The organism is Amycolatopsis albidoflavus (genome assembly GCF_039525725.1).
Classification (GTDB): domain Bacteria; phylum Actinomycetota; class Actinomycetes; order Mycobacteriales; family Pseudonocardiaceae; genus Amycolatopsis; species Amycolatopsis albidoflava.
Genome location: NZ_BAAAHV010000022.1, coordinates 541,042 through 553,988, shown reverse-complemented (window position 1 = coordinate 553,988; position 12,947 = coordinate 541,042). Strand labels below are relative to the sequence as shown.

Genomic DNA, 12,947 nt, shown 5'->3' with positions numbered 1-12,947 from the left:
CTTGCCATGGCCGGTTTCGCGGCCTTGGCCTTGACCGCCCCGGCCCTGCCGGCCGTGGCCTCGCCCGCCGCGGCGCATCCGACCGCCCGGGTCTGCGCCGAGAAGGCGAAGCCCGGCATGGTCACCTGTTTCGCCGAACGCCAGACCGACACCATGCGCGCGTTCCTCACGCCGGGCGCGCTGCCCGGCGGGTTCGGTCCTTCGGACCTGCGTTCCGCCTACAACCTCACCGCCGCGGGCAGCGCGTCGGCCACCGTGGCGATCGTCGACTCCAACGACGACCCGAATGCTGAATCGGACCTCGCGAGCTATCGCTCCACCTACGGGCTCCCGGCGTGCACCACCGCGAACGGCTGCTTCAAAAAGGTGAACGAAAACGGGCAAACCAGTCCTCTTCCGGCCGCGGATTCCGGCTGGGCGGGCGAAATCTCGCTCGACGTCGACATGGTTTCGGCGATCTGCCCGAATTGCCACATTCTGCTCGTCGAAGCGAATCAGCCGAGCATGGCCGATCTCGGCACCGCGGTGAACACCGCCGTGTCGATGGGCGCGAAGTACGTGTCCAACAGCTACGGCGGCGGCGAAGACGGCACCGAACCCTCCTCCGACTCCAGCTACTTCCACCACCCCGGCGTCGCGATCACCGCGAGCACCGGCGACAGCGGCTACGGCATCAGCTACCCGGCCTCGTCGCAGTACGTGACCGCGGTCGGCGGCACCTCGCTGAGCCGCAACAGCAGCGCACGCGGCTGGGGCGAAACCGCTTGGAGCGGCGCGGGAAGCGGTTGCTCGGGCTACGTGGCCAAGCCGTCGTTCCAGAACGTCACGACCAGCTGCGGCAAGCGCGCCGCCGCTGACGTCTCGGCCGTGGCCGACCCGCAGACCGGCGTCGCGGTGTACCAGACCTACGGCGGCAGCGGCTGGGCCGTCTACGGCGGCACCAGCGCGTCCGCCCCGATCATCGCGTCCGTCTACGCCCTCGCCGGCACGCCCGGCGCGTCCGACACCCCCGCCGCCTACCCGTACTCGCACACCGGCAACCTCAACGACGTGACCTCCGGCAGCAACGGCAGCTGCTCCGCCTCGGTGCAGTGCAACGCCGGCCCCGGCTGGGACGGCCCGACCGGTCTCGGCACCCCCAACGGCACCGCGGCGTTCAGCGCGGGCGCCCCGAGCGGCGGCGTCACCGCGGCCAACCCGGGCAGCCAGAACGGCGTCGTCGGCACCGCGGCGAGCCTGCAGCTGTCCGCGTCCGGCGGCAGCGGCGGTTACACCTGGACCGCCAGCGGCCTGCCCACCGGGCTGTCGATCAGCTCGGGCGGCCTGATCTCCGGCACGCCGACCACCGCGGGCACGTACTCGGTGACCGCGACCGCCAAGGACTCCTCCGGCGCGACCGGCTCCACCACGTTCAGCTGGACGATCGCCCCGACCGGCGGCGGCACCTGCTCCGGGCAGAAGCTGGGCAACCCCGGCTTCGAGAGCGGCACCAGCCCGTGGACCGCGTCCAGCGGCGTGATCAGCACGTCGTCGAACGGCGAACCCCCGCACAGCGGCACGTACCTCGCCTACCTCGACGGCTACGGCAGCGCGCACACCGACACGGTCTCGCAGTCGGTGAGCATCCCCTCCGGCTGCCACGCCACGCTCAGCTACTACCTGCACGTCGACACCGCCGAGACGACCACCTCGACGGCCTACGACAAGCTGACCGTCAAGGCCGGTTCGACCACGCTGGCCTCGTACTCGAACCTGAACCAGGCGACCGGATACCAGCTGCACACCGTTGACATGTCGGCCTACGCCGGCCAGACGGTGACGCTGACCTTCACCGGCACCGAGGACTCGAGCCTGCAGACGTCGTTCTGCCTCGACGACACGTCGCTGACCGTCAGCTGAAGCTGAACCACGAGGAGAGGCCGTCCCGTACGCGGGGCGGCCTTTTCCGGCTGCGCGAGGCTAAGGTTGGGCAGGCCCCTCGACGATCGGACTGGACCGGCATGACGGATTCGTTTTCGATCATGGAGGAGGCTGTCGCGTGGACCTCCGCTCGCCGCGAGGTGCTCGAAAATCGCGGGATGACCGTCGCTGTGGATGTGCGCCCTCCTAGGCGGGCCGTGTCGATCTCCATCGATCACCGGCATCTCCTCAGTCAATTGATCGTCTGGGAGAGCGGCGAAGCGCAGCTGATGCGGGCGAACATCCTTGACGACACGAACAGCGACGAGCACAGGGAAATCAGCTCGCGGGCCGACCTGACGCGGCTAGTGGACGAATTCGCAGCCTGGACCTCCCCAGTCAGCTGATCCGCGCGGCCTAGAACATCACCCGCCAGTACGCGGCGGCTCCGCGGCAAGCAGATCGAGCCCGAGCGGAGTGCACTCGTGGCACACCGCCTTGCCCTCCCGGCGCGACACAATCAGGCCCGCCTCCCGCAAAGTCTTGGCGTGCAAAGACGCCGCCGCGACCGACACGGACAGCTCGCGCGCCAGACCGGTCGTCGTGCGCCCGGTGATCAAGGACCGCAGCGCCCCCGCGCGGGTGGTGCCGAGCAGGGCGCACAGCGGGTCTGGTGCCCTGGCCGGAGCGAGCAGGGGCAGCGGGGTGAGAGCGGGATAGATCAGCGTGGTTGGCCGGTCGGCGTAGTAGGCCACCAGCGGGTATCCCGACCACAGCAGGGTGGGCCGCAGAACTAGGCCGTGGCCATGCAGGGTCAGGTCGAGGTGGCGGGGGAAATCCGCTTCCAGGGTCAGGCCGTTCCAGCGGAGCGTCGGGCGGAGGCTGGCGAACAGCGCACTGATGCCTTGGCGCGCAAGGATTTTCGCTCGCCACGCTGTTTCGGCGTCGAAGCCTGCCCGCAGGCTGTGCCAGCGTTCGGCGAGGACGCTCCGGTAGCCGGTGCGGAGGGCCTGGTCCAGCATTTTCCACGCCTCGCGGTCCTGCTCGGCGAGGCGCTTCGTCCAGGAGGTCAGCGGCCGGTCGATCGCGCATACCCGCTTCAGTTCGGCTCGCACCTCGGCGCGCGGGGTGGACAGCACTCGGTCCAGCCCCTCTTCCACGGTGCGGCTGGGCGGGTCGAGGAACATCGGGCCCGCGCCGGAGGGCGAGACGAGTTGCAGCAGCCGCCTGCCCTCGGCCGGCAGCTGGCGCGCGATCTGCTCGCGCCACGGGACGAACGCGGGATCCGGGTCGCGGCGCTGCAGCATCTGCATCGCGAGGGTCAGCTCGCCGAGCGGCGCCGGATGTTCGGCGATCGACACGTGCAGAAGATCCTCGGTCGTGCAGCGCAGCCGAAGCACGGAAACCCCCTTGTTTTGAGTTCTAGCTTAAACCATCGCGTCCGCGCGTCCGGGTGCGCAAATATTGGTTTTCCGGCAGGGGGCCGGGAAATCACCGGGCGGCAGCATCGCATTCGGCCTATCGGAATACGCCGTTCGCGGCCTCCTGGACAAATCCAGCGGAAGAGGGGTTTCCATGCGAGTAAAAATCGGCGCGATGCTCGGGGCGGCATTGGTTTCGCTTGCCGCCGCGGCAACGCAGGCGGACGCGTCTCCCGCCAGCACGTCGGCGGGCTTTGCCGCGCAACTGCGGGCCGCGGGGTTCACGGCCCAGCAGACCGCTGCGTTGCAAGGCGAGATCGACCGGGACCTGGCGACGCTGCACGGCAGACAGGTCGCGCCTAATCAAATCGTTACGGGCGACAATTCAGTCATCACTTATCCTTTGCCCGGCGATAAGTACGCGCACGCGTTCGGCGACGGGTCGAACGGCAACGACCCGCGCACTCCGTACGAACTCTGTTCCTACGGCGCGTTCTGCGGCTGGAAGGAAGCGAACTACGAAGGAAAGGGATTCACGCACGCGGCCTGCGGCGATTTCTACGAAATCCCGAACGGCTTCAACAGCGGCGGGTCCTGGATGAACAACCAGACGCACCACTACACGACCTCGTTCTGGGGCAAGGGATACACCTACCTGTCCACCTCGCCGAAGGCGTACTACGCCCAGCCGCACGGGAACTGGCATCCCGTGTGGTACATCTCGAACGACTGCTGACTGACGGCGGCGGCATCCGGCGAGGATGCCGCCGCCGGGTCACGCGTCGAGGACCTCGGCCAAGGTCGGCAGGGAAGGATGCGCTCCGTGCCGCGTCACGACGACGGCGGCTACTTTGGCCGCGAAACCACAAGCTGCCACCACGTCCGCGGTCGTCGGCTCGCCGGGGATTTCCGCGAGCCGCGCGGCCAGCGCGCCGACGAACGAATCTCCGGCAGCAGTGGTGTCCACGGCGCGTACGGCAACCGCGGGGATGTGCGCGGACGACGACGCGTCGAGGACCGCGCATCCCTCGGCCCCGAGCGTCACGATCACCCACCGGCATCCCGCAGCGAACAGTTCGGCACTGCCGTGCCGCAGCCCGCCGGCCGGGTCCTGGCCGGTGAGCTGCCGGAACTCGATTTCGTTCGCCACCACCACATCGCTGAGCGGCAGCAGCTTCCCGGCTAGGTCGTCAACGGGCGCGGTGTTGAGCACCGTCAGCACGCCACGCTGACGAGCAGCCGCGAACGCGCGTTCCGTCGCGTCGACCGCCGCCTCCAACTGGCCCACGACAACCCGAAGCCCCGGCAATTCGCCGATCGCCGCTTCGGCCGCCGCAGCCGGAATGTCGGCGTTCGCCCCGGCCACGACGACGATCGAGTTGACGCCCTCCGCGTCGACGGTGATCGCCGCCCGCCCGGTCGGCAGCGCGGACCTGCGCAGGTGCGCGACGTCCACGCCCTCCGCGAGCAGGGCTTGCCGGTATTCGTCGCCGTCCTCGTCCTGGCCGACACACCCGATCACCGCGACTTCCGCGCCGAGCCGGGCGGCGGCGACCGCTTGGTTGCCGCCTTTTCCGCCCAGCTCCCGGCTCGTCGAGAAGCCCATCAGGGTCTCTCCCGGCTCCGGGATGCGCGGGGCCTGGACGATGTGGTCGACGTTGAGCGACGCGACGACCGCTACCGCTGGGCTCATGCGGCCAGCCATCGAGCCGGGACGTCCCGCATCAGCCGGGCCACCGCGTCGGCCGCCACGCCCTCGGCTTCGAGCAGATCGGCGAAGATCGTCGGCACGAACACGAGCCCGTTCCCGCCGTTGTGCGTCCACATCTGCTTCAGGAACAGGTCGTGCGACACCATGATCTGCTCCCCGAAGCCCTCGTGCACCCACCGCGCCACCGCGCGAGCGGTCTGGGCGACCGTCGGGGCGACGCCTTCGCCGGGGAACGAAATGTCGAGGCCGATCATGTCGAACTCCAGCAGCACGCCGCGTTCGAGAAGCTCGCGCTGGTAGCCCGGATCGTCGCCGGACGGATCGCTGTGTGCCAGCGCCACTTTCGCCGGCACCGCACCGCATTCCTCCAGTACCAGGTCGAGCACCTCGGGCCCGCGGCGTTGCCAGCCCGGCATGTGGATGTTGAGCCCGACGCCCGGCCGCTCCGCCTGCGCGAGGGCCGCGGCACGCAAGGAAGCCCGCTCTCCGTCGGTGAAAAGCGGAGAGACGCCGACCTCGCCGATGACCCCGGCCCGGATTCCCGTTTCGCCGACGCCCTCGTCCAACTCCGCGAGAATGCGCGCGGTCTGCGCTTCGACGGTGACCGCGGTGATGCGCTCGCCCTCGAACTTCTCCAGGTACGCACCGGTGCCCATGATGACGTTGACCCCGGTCGCCTCCGCCACCGCCGCCAGCGCTCGCGGATTCCGGCCGATCGCGGCGCTGCCGGTGGCGTCGACAACCGTGCCGCCGCCGGCCGCGGCGAACGCGGTCACCTCGCGCACGACGCTCGCGTGATCCTTCGCCGCCACGTTGTCAGCGCAGCAGTAGGGATCCTGGCGGAGCAGGAACTGCCAGCCTGGCCCCACTTCCGCCTCGACCAGCCGCCGCGTGGAGGCGTACGAGGGCTCGGCGACCGCGGACGACAGGTCGTTGAAGAGGTGCTCGTGCGGCAGCACCAGCCCGAGGTCCGCGGCGTCGACCGCACCGAGGACGCCGCGCACCTCAGCCACGATGCACCTCGGCTGGCTGGGCAAGCACTGCCGGTTCGGCGGTGTGCCGGGACGGGATCATCGCGATCGCCGCGGCCGCCAGTGCCACGCCGGCACCGAGGACGGTGACCAGATGCAGGCTGGAACCCGCCGCGGGAGCCACGATTTCGAGCAGCAGCGACCCGATGAGCTGGCCCGCGGTGGACGCCAGGCCCAGCAGCAGGAGCCCCAAACCGCGCACCAGCAAGGCCATCAGCGCGATCGACAGGAGGCCGAGCGGTCCGCCGAAGTACATCCACCACGTGCCCGGCAAGGCGAAGTGCGCGCCCGCGGTCGCCATCCGCACCACGTACACGAGGCCGAGCGCCACGAAGCCGATGAGGAAGTTCCAGGTGATGGAGATGAACATCGAGCCGGACAGCAGGCCGATCTCCGAGTTGCCCGCGGGCTGCCAGCCGGCGAGCAGACCGCCGACGAACGGCATGATCGCCAGCGCGATCATGTGCGGGGCCGACCAGTTCGGGGAAACGACCAGCACCGTGGCGCAGATGGCCAGGATCGCCCCGGCGACGCGCGGCGCGCTCATCGCCTGCTTGAACGGGACGCCGATGCCGAGCCGGTCGCACACCACGCCGGAGATGACCATGCCGGAGATCAGCGAGGTCTGGAAGATCGCCACCCCGAGGAAGCCGACCGTGACGCCTTCGGAGAGCACGATCACCGCACCGCACAGGCCTGCGAAGAAGTTCCACCGCGGGATCTCGCCGCGCACCAGCTGACCCGGCAGCCGGAAGAACGCGGCACGCGTCCGGGCGCGCGCCAGCACGATGATCAGCATCAGCACGAGACCGGTGCCGAAGGACACCAGCGCGGCGGCGTGCCCGTCGCCGAGCGCGGTGCCGAGATGTCCGTTGACCAGCGACTGCAACGGGCCGAGCATTCCGGCGAAGACGGTCGCGATCGTCAGCACGACGGCCGAGGTCGCGCGGCGGGTGGGTGACGTACTCATCGAATCCTCCTTGATCCCGAGTGCGCGCGGCTCAGATTTCGCGTCCGGCAAGCCAGGTCAGCGCCTGCGCGAAGAGCTTGCCGTAGCCGTTCCAGCTCATGAACTCCTCCGGAGCCCAGTGCGGGGAGATGTCCGAGGTGAAGGCGAGGGTGCGGCCCTGCCCGACCTGGCGGGCGGCCAGCATGACGTCGCCCTCGACGGTGGCGAGCAGTTCGGCGTCCGGCTTCAGCGTGGTGTGCTGGTAGCCCAGCAGGATCGGCCACTCCTGGTCGAGACCGGCGACCACGGGGTGGCCGGACCGCACGACCTGCGCGCGGACGCCCTCCGGAGTCTCGACGCGGTCGTCGAACGGGTCGATGTCGACCGGGAGGATCTCCTCGATCGGCGTCCGGTGGTAGTTGGCCTTGCCCTCGAAGCCCTGGAAGCTCAGGTAGCCGCCGGCCATCATCAGGCCGCCGCCGCCCTGGACCCACTCCCGCAAGAGCTTGAGCCGGTTGGGAGCCGGACGGCCGCGGGTGAACGTGTCCGGGTGCAGCAGCAGGGTGTTGGAGCCGACGTCGGAGAGCAGGACGACGTCGTAGGCCTCGAGTTCCGCCAGCGTCTGCGGGAACTTCTCGGCCACGTCGTGCGAGCGCAGGTGAGTCACCTCGACCCCTTCCGCCGCCAGCGCCGCCAGCAGCCGCTCGCACCCGATCTCCACCTGCGTGTGCGCGAACGGGTCGTATCCCTTGTGGTCGATCGTCGCACTGACCCACGACTCCCCGGCTAGCAGGACCTTGACCATCGACGACTCCTTCGGGGCGAAAGTGCTTAGCGCGTGTTGCGCAACGTAGCGCAACAACGCCAATATAGGATGCGGTCGCAGTCGCCGTCAACGCTCGAACGGGGAGGAGCCGGATGTCGCTGGCGAAGGTGGCCCGAGAGGCCGGAGTGGCCGTGTCGACGGTGTCGAGGTATGTCCGGGGGGAGCTCCATGTCGCCTCCGAGACGGCCCGGCGCATCGACGCCGCGCTGTCCGCCGAAGGGCATCCGCCCGTGCAGAAACAGGTGACCGGGCTCAGCCTCGGCCTGGTCGTCCCGTCGCTGGACAACCCGTATTTCTCCACGCTGGCGGACGCGGTGGCCGACGCCGCGGCGGCGGACGGCATCGACGTGTTCACCGCGCTCACCGGGTCGTCGCCGTCGCGGGAGCGCGCGAGCGTCGAACGCCTCATGCGGGTGCCGGACGTGGGCGGACTGATCTATCTGGGGATGAACACCACCAACGAGGCCTTCGCGAACCGGCTGGCCGGCGACTTCCCGGTGGTCTTCCTCGACGAGTACGTCGAGGCCGCCGGGCCGCGGATCGCGCACGTCACCGCGAACAGCTTCGGCGGCGCCTACCAGGCGACCACCCACCTGATCTCCCAGGGCCACCGGCTCATCGCCCACGTCGGCGGCCCGGCCGGGCTGCGGACGGCCGACCAGCGCGAGGCCGGATACCGGGCGGCCCTGAAGGCGCACGGGATCGAGGCCGACGAATCGATGATCGTGCGCGGCGCCTTCAGCTCGGCTTTCGGCATGAACTTCTTCGCGCACATGGCCCGGGCCGGCGCCTCGCCGACCGCCGTGTTCACCGCCAGCGACATCGCCGCGGTCGGCCTGCTCGAAGCCGCCCGCCGCGCGGGGGTCTCGGTGCCGGGAGACCTGTCGGTGATCGGCTGCGACGGAATCACCCTCGGCGAATGGACGTCGCCGCGGCTGACCACGGTCGCGCAGCCGACCGAGCAGATGGCGCGCAAGGCGGTCGACGAGATCACCCGCCTCGCGGCCGGCACCAGCCCCGCGGACCACGTGCTCTCCATGCAGCTCGTCGTCCGCGAATCGACCCGGGAGTACTCCGCATGACCGACGACGCCCTCGCACTGTTGCGCGACCTGCTGCGCCAGGACACAACTTCCGGGGACAGCGCCGCGCAGGCAGCCGCGCAGGAGCTGGCCGTCTCCTACGCCACCGCGACCACGGGCGTACGCGTGCTGCAGCGCTCCGCCGCAGGTCGGCCGTGGGTGCTGCTCGGCACCGGTTCGGGCGACGGGGCGCTGTTCGTGTGCCACATCGACACCGTCCCAGTCGGCTCTCCCGACCGGTGGGAGCGCGCCCCGTTCTCCGCGGACGTCGACGAGGAGTTCCTGCACGGCCGTGGCAGCGTCGACATGAAAGGCGGGCTGGTCGCCGCCTTGGCCGCGTTGCGCAACGCCGCGGAAGCCGGTGCCGACGCGCAAGTCCTCATCACCAGCGACGAAGAGATCGGCTGCCGGGGTGCGGCGGAGGCTTCGGCTTCGCTGGATCTCACGCCGCGGATCGTCGTGGTCCCGGAGGCGACGCAGAACCGCGTCTCGCTCGGTCATCGAGGAGCCACGTGGCTGCGTCTCGCCGCGACGGGCAAGGCCGCGCACGGGTCCACGCCCCAGCTCGGACGCAACGCGATCCAGCTGCTCGCCGACCGGGCTCTTGGCGCGCTCGATTCCCTCCCGTTGTCCACAGAGGACTATCTGGGCGAGGAAACCGTCAACGTCGGCACGTTCGAGGGCGGGACCGCGACGAATATCGTTCCCGCGTCGGCTGTTCTGACGCTGGACGTGCGCACTGTGGACGGTGGCGCGCCGGTGATCGCTTGGGCCTCCGCGCTCGATCCGGCGATCAGTGCCGAGGTGGATCTCGACCTGCCCGCGGTTCGGACCGCACGGTTGCCGGACGCGCTCGCCGATCAAGCCGCCGCCCCTGCCGCCACGTATTTCACGGACGCTTCGGCCTTGGCCGGGTCGGTGGGCAGTGCGCCGATCGTGATCTGGGGTCCGGGAGATCCCCGGCAGATGCACGCGGCGAACGAGAAGCTGGAACTGGAGTCGTGGCGGCAGGCGTTGCGCAACTACCGCGAGCTGGTGTTGTCCGCCGCGCGCTGAACAACCCCGCGAAAGTCCTATGTGGACTCACTTACCGGACCGCGCCGCACGGAGACGAGGCGGGGATTCCGCGCATCCCAACACCGGATTGCGCGGCCGCGACAGCCTCGCTCAGGAGCAGCCGACCGCTCGCCGCAAGCGCCACCAGACTCCCCGTGACCGGCATCCTCGAACGCATCGATCACCCAGCCCTGCGCGCCGCCGCCGAAGACCTCCGCTGACCAGGCGAGGGACCACTCCGTTCCACCCGCACCGGTGACCCGGCACACTTCTCTTTTCCATACCAAGCGCGTGCAACTATTGTCAACGCATGTAACCGGCTGAGACAACCCAGTCGCGAACACGTCAAGCAGTACGCGAGAGAGAAGAAAACCCATGTCGCTCACCCACATTCTCCCCGGCCGGCTCGGGTTCGGGACCGCTCCTCTCGGGAACATGTTCCGCGCCATTCCCGAGGACGAGGCCCTCGCGACCGTCGAGGCCGCCTGGGAGCAGGGCATCCGCTACTTCGACACCGCGCCGTTCTACGCGGCCGGTGCTGGCGGGCAAGCCGCGCGATTCCTATGTCCTGTCGACCAAGGTGGGGCGCGTCGTTCTCGACGAGCACGAGCACCAGGACGCCGCGGACGAACTGGGCGAGAAGGGCGGCCTGTTCGAGCACGGCAACCCCAACAAGCTCCTCCACGAGTGGACCGCCGACGCGACCGAACGCTCCATTGAGGACAGTCTGAAACGGCTCGGCACCGACCGGCTCGACATCGTCTGGGTGCACGACATCGCCAAGGACTTCCACGGCGACCTCTGGCTGCGGAAGTTCGAGGAGGCCCGCACCGGAGCGTTCCGCGTGCTGTCGCGGCTGCGCGACGAGGGCGTCATCAAGGCGTGGGGGCTCGGCGTCAACAAGACCGAGCCGATCGAGCTGACCCTCGACCTCGACGAGCCCCGCCCGGACGGTTTCCTGCTCGCCGGGCGCTACACGCTCCTCGACCACGAGCACGCCCTCCAGCGGCTGCTGCCGATGGCGCGGGAGCACAACGTCAGCATGGTGATCGGCGGACCGTACAGCTCCGGTGTCCTCGCCGGCGGCACTCACTTCGAGTACCAGCAGGCTCCGCCGGAAATCCTCGAGCGCGTCGAGCGGCTCAAGGCACTTGTCGCGCGGCACGGCATCAGCATCAAGGCCGCCGCGCTGCAGTTCTCGCTCGCACATCCGGTCGCCGCCGCCGCGATTCCCGGGGCCACCCGGCCCAGCCGCATCGCCGAGGACACCGCCGCGCTGGCCGAAAACGTCCCGGCCGAGTTCTGGCACGACCTGCGCGCCGCCGGTCTCGTCCACCCCGCCGCACCGCTTCCCGACCACGCCTGAAACCGGAGCACCACCATGGCATCCACCTCAGTCAGCCGCACCGTGCCCGCCTCGCCGCAGCAGGTCTGGGACCTCATCGGCGGATTCGCCTCCCTGCCCGAGTGGCTCCCCTACATCCCGGAGAGCACCGCGCTCGACGGCGGCCGCACCCGGCGGCTCACCAACCCGGAGGGCGAAACCATCGTCGAGCGTCTGGTGGGATTCAGCGACACCGAACGCCATTACACCTACGCCATCCTCGAAGCGCCGTTCCCGGTCACCGGCTACCTCTCGACGCTGCGCGTCCACGCCATCCCCGGCCAGGACAACGCTGCCGAGGTGCAGTGGTCCGGCAGCTTCATCCCCGACGGCGTCACCGAGGAGGAAGCGGCCGAGCTGTTCACCGGCATCTATCGCAACGGCCTCGACGCGCTGTACCAGACGCTCGCAGCCTGACGACGCGCCGACTGGGCTTCCCGGTCGGCGCGCATCCCTGTCACCGCAACGGGTCGTAAGCCTTCAGGTCGATCCCCGGGTCGGCTTCCCGCGCCACCCGAGCCGCGATCGAACCCGCGTACGGCCCCATCGTCAGCCCCGACGCGCCGAGCCCGTTGGCCACCACCAGCCCCTTCACCTGCGGCACCGCACCGAGCAGCGGCCGGATATCCGGTCCGGCGGGCCGGAAGCCGACCCGGGTCTCCACATACGTCGCGTCCGCCAGCCCCGGCGCCACCGCCAGCGCCTCGCCCAGCACCTCCGCCAACCCGGCCGCCGTGACCCGGTTGTCGAAGCCGGCCCCGTCCTCCCGCGTCGCGCCGACCACGATCCTCGAATCGTCGAAGGCGAGCAGGTAGTGCCGCGACTGGGGCAGCACCACCGGCCACCGCGAGGTTTCCGTCCCCGGCAACCGAAGATGGACGATCTGCCCGCGCTGCGGCTCGACCCGGACCTCGACCCCGAGCGGGCCCAGCAACGCGGGCGACCACGCCCCCGCCGCCGCGATCACCGCGTCCGCGCCGATGAACTCCTCGCCGACCAGCACCCCGCGAACCGCTCCGTCCGCGACGATCGACGCCGTGCCTTCCACGATCCGCGCCCCGCGCCGCACCGCGGCCCGCCGCATCGCGTCGCGGACCAGCCGCCCGTCCAGCCGGGCCGCGCCTGGGATGTGGATCGCCGGACCGTCGTGCGCGAGCGGCGGGAACAGTTCCTGAGCCTGGCGTGCGTCGATCAACTCGACGTCCCCGGCCAGCGGCGCTTCCCTCGCCCGATCCGCCACCCGCTGAAACGCTTGCGCCGCTTCGTCTTCGGAGACCAGCCGCAGCGAACCGACCCGCCGGTAGCCGAGCTCCGTCTCCCCGTCCTCGGCCAGCGCCGCCCGCAATCCCTCGTAGTGCTCCGCCCCGCCGGCCGCCATCCGGTACCAGTCCGGATCGTCCACAGCGGACGACCACGGACAGATGATGCCCGCCCCCGCCGACGTCGCCCGGCCACTGGCCGCACCGTCGACCAGCACCGTGTCCACTCCGGCCCGGACCAGTTCATACCCGGCTGCCGCACCGACAATCCCGCCGCCGACCACGACCACACGCATTTCGCCCCGCTCCTTCGCTGCTGTTTGTCTTCCG

13 protein-coding genes and 1 pseudogene are annotated in these 12,947 nt (G+C 70.1%); 8 read left to right on the top strand and 6 right to left on the bottom strand.

Translation table 11 applies throughout. The annotated features are described in order from the left end of the window. Positions 1–6: 6 nt before the first annotated feature. Positions 7–1,899: a putative Ig domain-containing protein gene (locus ABD156_RS35760; RefSeq protein ID WP_344284458.1), complete on the top strand. Its 1,893-nt coding sequence runs from the start codon at positions 7–9 to the stop codon at positions 1,897–1,899. Between the two features lie 122 nt (positions 1,900–2,021). Beyond that, positions 2,022–2,306: a hypothetical protein gene (locus tag ABD156_RS35755; RefSeq protein ID WP_344284455.1), complete on the top strand. Its 285-nt coding sequence runs from the start codon at positions 2,022–2,024 to the stop codon at positions 2,304–2,306. An 18-nt stretch (positions 2,307–2,324) separates the two neighbouring features. On the opposite strand, the gene ABD156_RS35750 is transcribed toward ABD156_RS35755, so the two are convergent. Further along, the gene (locus ABD156_RS35750) at positions 2,325–3,299 is read right to left on the bottom strand and encodes an ArsR/SmtB family transcription factor (RefSeq protein ID WP_344284452.1); all 975 of its coding nucleotides are present in this window, start codon (positions 3,297–3,299) and stop codon (positions 2,325–2,327) included. Positions 3,300–3,474: 175 nt separating this feature from the next. Here ABD156_RS35750 and ABD156_RS35745 point away from each other — a divergent pair, with 175 nt between their 5' ends. Continuing rightward, a complete protein-coding gene (locus ABD156_RS35745) occupies positions 3,475–4,056 on the top strand; it encodes a hypothetical protein (RefSeq protein WP_344284449.1) in 582 nt (193 codons plus the stop codon). 39 nt (positions 4,057–4,095) lie between these two features. On the opposite strand, the gene ABD156_RS35740 is transcribed toward ABD156_RS35745, so the two are convergent. Genes ABD156_RS35740 through ABD156_RS35725 form a run of 4 tightly spaced genes read right to left on the bottom strand, consistent with a single transcriptional unit; the run spans position 4,096 to position 7,816 of the window. Continuing rightward, entirely contained in the window at positions 4,096–5,013 is a 918-nt protein-coding gene (locus ABD156_RS35740; RefSeq protein WP_344284446.1) for a ribokinase, read from the bottom strand. After that, the gene (locus ABD156_RS35735) at positions 5,010–6,044 is read right to left on the bottom strand and encodes a phosphotriesterase family protein (protein WP_344284443.1); all 1,035 of its coding nucleotides are present in this window, start codon (positions 6,042–6,044) and stop codon (positions 5,010–5,012) included. The genes ABD156_RS35740 and ABD156_RS35735 overlap by 4 nt, the downstream gene beginning before the upstream one ends. Next, the gene (locus tag ABD156_RS35730; RefSeq protein ID WP_344284440.1) at positions 6,037–7,032 is read right to left on the bottom strand and encodes a DMT family transporter; all 996 of its coding nucleotides are present in this window, start codon (positions 7,030–7,032) and stop codon (positions 6,037–6,039) included. The genes ABD156_RS35735 and ABD156_RS35730 overlap by 8 nt, the downstream gene beginning before the upstream one ends. A gap of 31 nt (positions 7,033–7,063) precedes the next feature. After that, the gene (locus tag ABD156_RS35725) at positions 7,064–7,816 is read right to left on the bottom strand and encodes a glutamine amidotransferase (protein ID WP_344284437.1); all 753 of its coding nucleotides are present in this window, start codon (positions 7,814–7,816) and stop codon (positions 7,064–7,066) included. A gap of 113 nt (positions 7,817–7,929) precedes the next feature. Between ABD156_RS35725 and ABD156_RS35720 the strand changes: the two genes are divergently transcribed. From ABD156_RS35720 to ABD156_RS35705, 5 genes and pseudogenes are all read left to right on the top strand, one after another. Then, on the top strand, positions 7,930–8,919 hold the full coding sequence (locus ABD156_RS35720) for a LacI family DNA-binding transcriptional regulator (protein ID WP_344284434.1): 990 nt from the start codon (positions 7,930–7,932) through the stop codon (positions 8,917–8,919). Then, positions 8,916–9,974, top strand: a complete 1,059-nt coding sequence (locus ABD156_RS35715; protein ID WP_344284431.1) for a M20 family metallopeptidase — start codon at positions 8,916–8,918, stop codon at positions 9,972–9,974. Before ABD156_RS35720 ends, ABD156_RS35715 begins: the two co-directional genes overlap by 4 nt. A gap of 375 nt (positions 9,975–10,349) precedes the next feature. Continuing rightward, positions 10,350–10,451 (top strand): annotated as a pseudogene (locus ABD156_RS47905) (hypothetical protein); the annotation flags it as partial. A 58-nt stretch (positions 10,452–10,509) separates the two neighbouring features. After that, complete coding sequence (locus tag ABD156_RS35710) at positions 10,510–11,340, top strand: aldo/keto reductase (RefSeq protein ID WP_344284429.1); 831 nt, start codon at positions 10,510–10,512, stop codon at positions 11,338–11,340. A gap of 15 nt (positions 11,341–11,355) precedes the next feature. Next, positions 11,356–11,775 (top strand): SRPBCC family protein, encoded by a 420-nt coding sequence (locus ABD156_RS35705; protein WP_344284426.1) that lies wholly within the window; start codon positions 11,356–11,358, stop codon positions 11,773–11,775. Between the two features lie 40 nt (positions 11,776–11,815). Here ABD156_RS35705 and ABD156_RS35700 read toward each other — a convergent pair whose 3' ends face one another. Then, positions 11,816–12,913 (bottom strand): NAD(P)/FAD-dependent oxidoreductase, encoded by a 1,098-nt coding sequence (locus ABD156_RS35700; protein WP_344284423.1) that lies wholly within the window; start codon positions 12,911–12,913, stop codon positions 11,816–11,818. Positions 12,914–12,947 lie beyond the last annotated feature (34 nt).

Bases quoted from the DNA above. Each gene is read 5' to 3' on its own strand.
- ABD156_RS35755 (WP_344284455.1), top strand. From the start codon at position 2,022: ATGGAGGAGGCTGTCGCGTGGACCTCCGCTCGCCGCGAGGTGCTCGAA.
- ABD156_RS35705 (WP_344284426.1), top strand. From the start codon at position 11,356: ATGGCATCCACCTCAGTCAGCCGCACCGTGCCCGCCTCGCCGCAGCAG.
- ABD156_RS35740 (WP_344284446.1), bottom strand. From the start codon at position 5,013: ATGAGCCCAGCGGTAGCGGTCGTCGCGTCGCTCAACGTCGACCACATC.
- ABD156_RS35720 (WP_344284434.1), top strand. From the start codon at position 7,930: ATGTCGCTGGCGAAGGTGGCCCGAGAGGCCGGAGTGGCCGTGTCGACG.
- ABD156_RS35725 (WP_344284437.1), bottom strand. From the start codon at position 7,816: ATGGTCAAGGTCCTGCTAGCCGGGGAGTCGTGGGTCAGTGCGACGATC.
- ABD156_RS35700 (WP_344284423.1), bottom strand. From the start codon at position 12,913: ATGCGTGTGGTCGTGGTCGGCGGCGGGATTGTCGGTGCGGCAGCCGGG.
- ABD156_RS35730 (WP_344284440.1), bottom strand. From the start codon at position 7,032: ATGAGTACGTCACCCACCCGCCGCGCGACCTCGGCCGTCGTGCTGACG.
- ABD156_RS35745 (WP_344284449.1), top strand. From the start codon at position 3,475: ATGCGAGTAAAAATCGGCGCGATGCTCGGGGCGGCATTGGTTTCGCTT.
- ABD156_RS35715 (WP_344284431.1), top strand. From the start codon at position 8,916: ATGACCGACGACGCCCTCGCACTGTTGCGCGACCTGCTGCGCCAGGAC.
- ABD156_RS35760 (WP_344284458.1), top strand. From the start codon at position 7: ATGGCCGGTTTCGCGGCCTTGGCCTTGACCGCCCCGGCCCTGCCGGCC.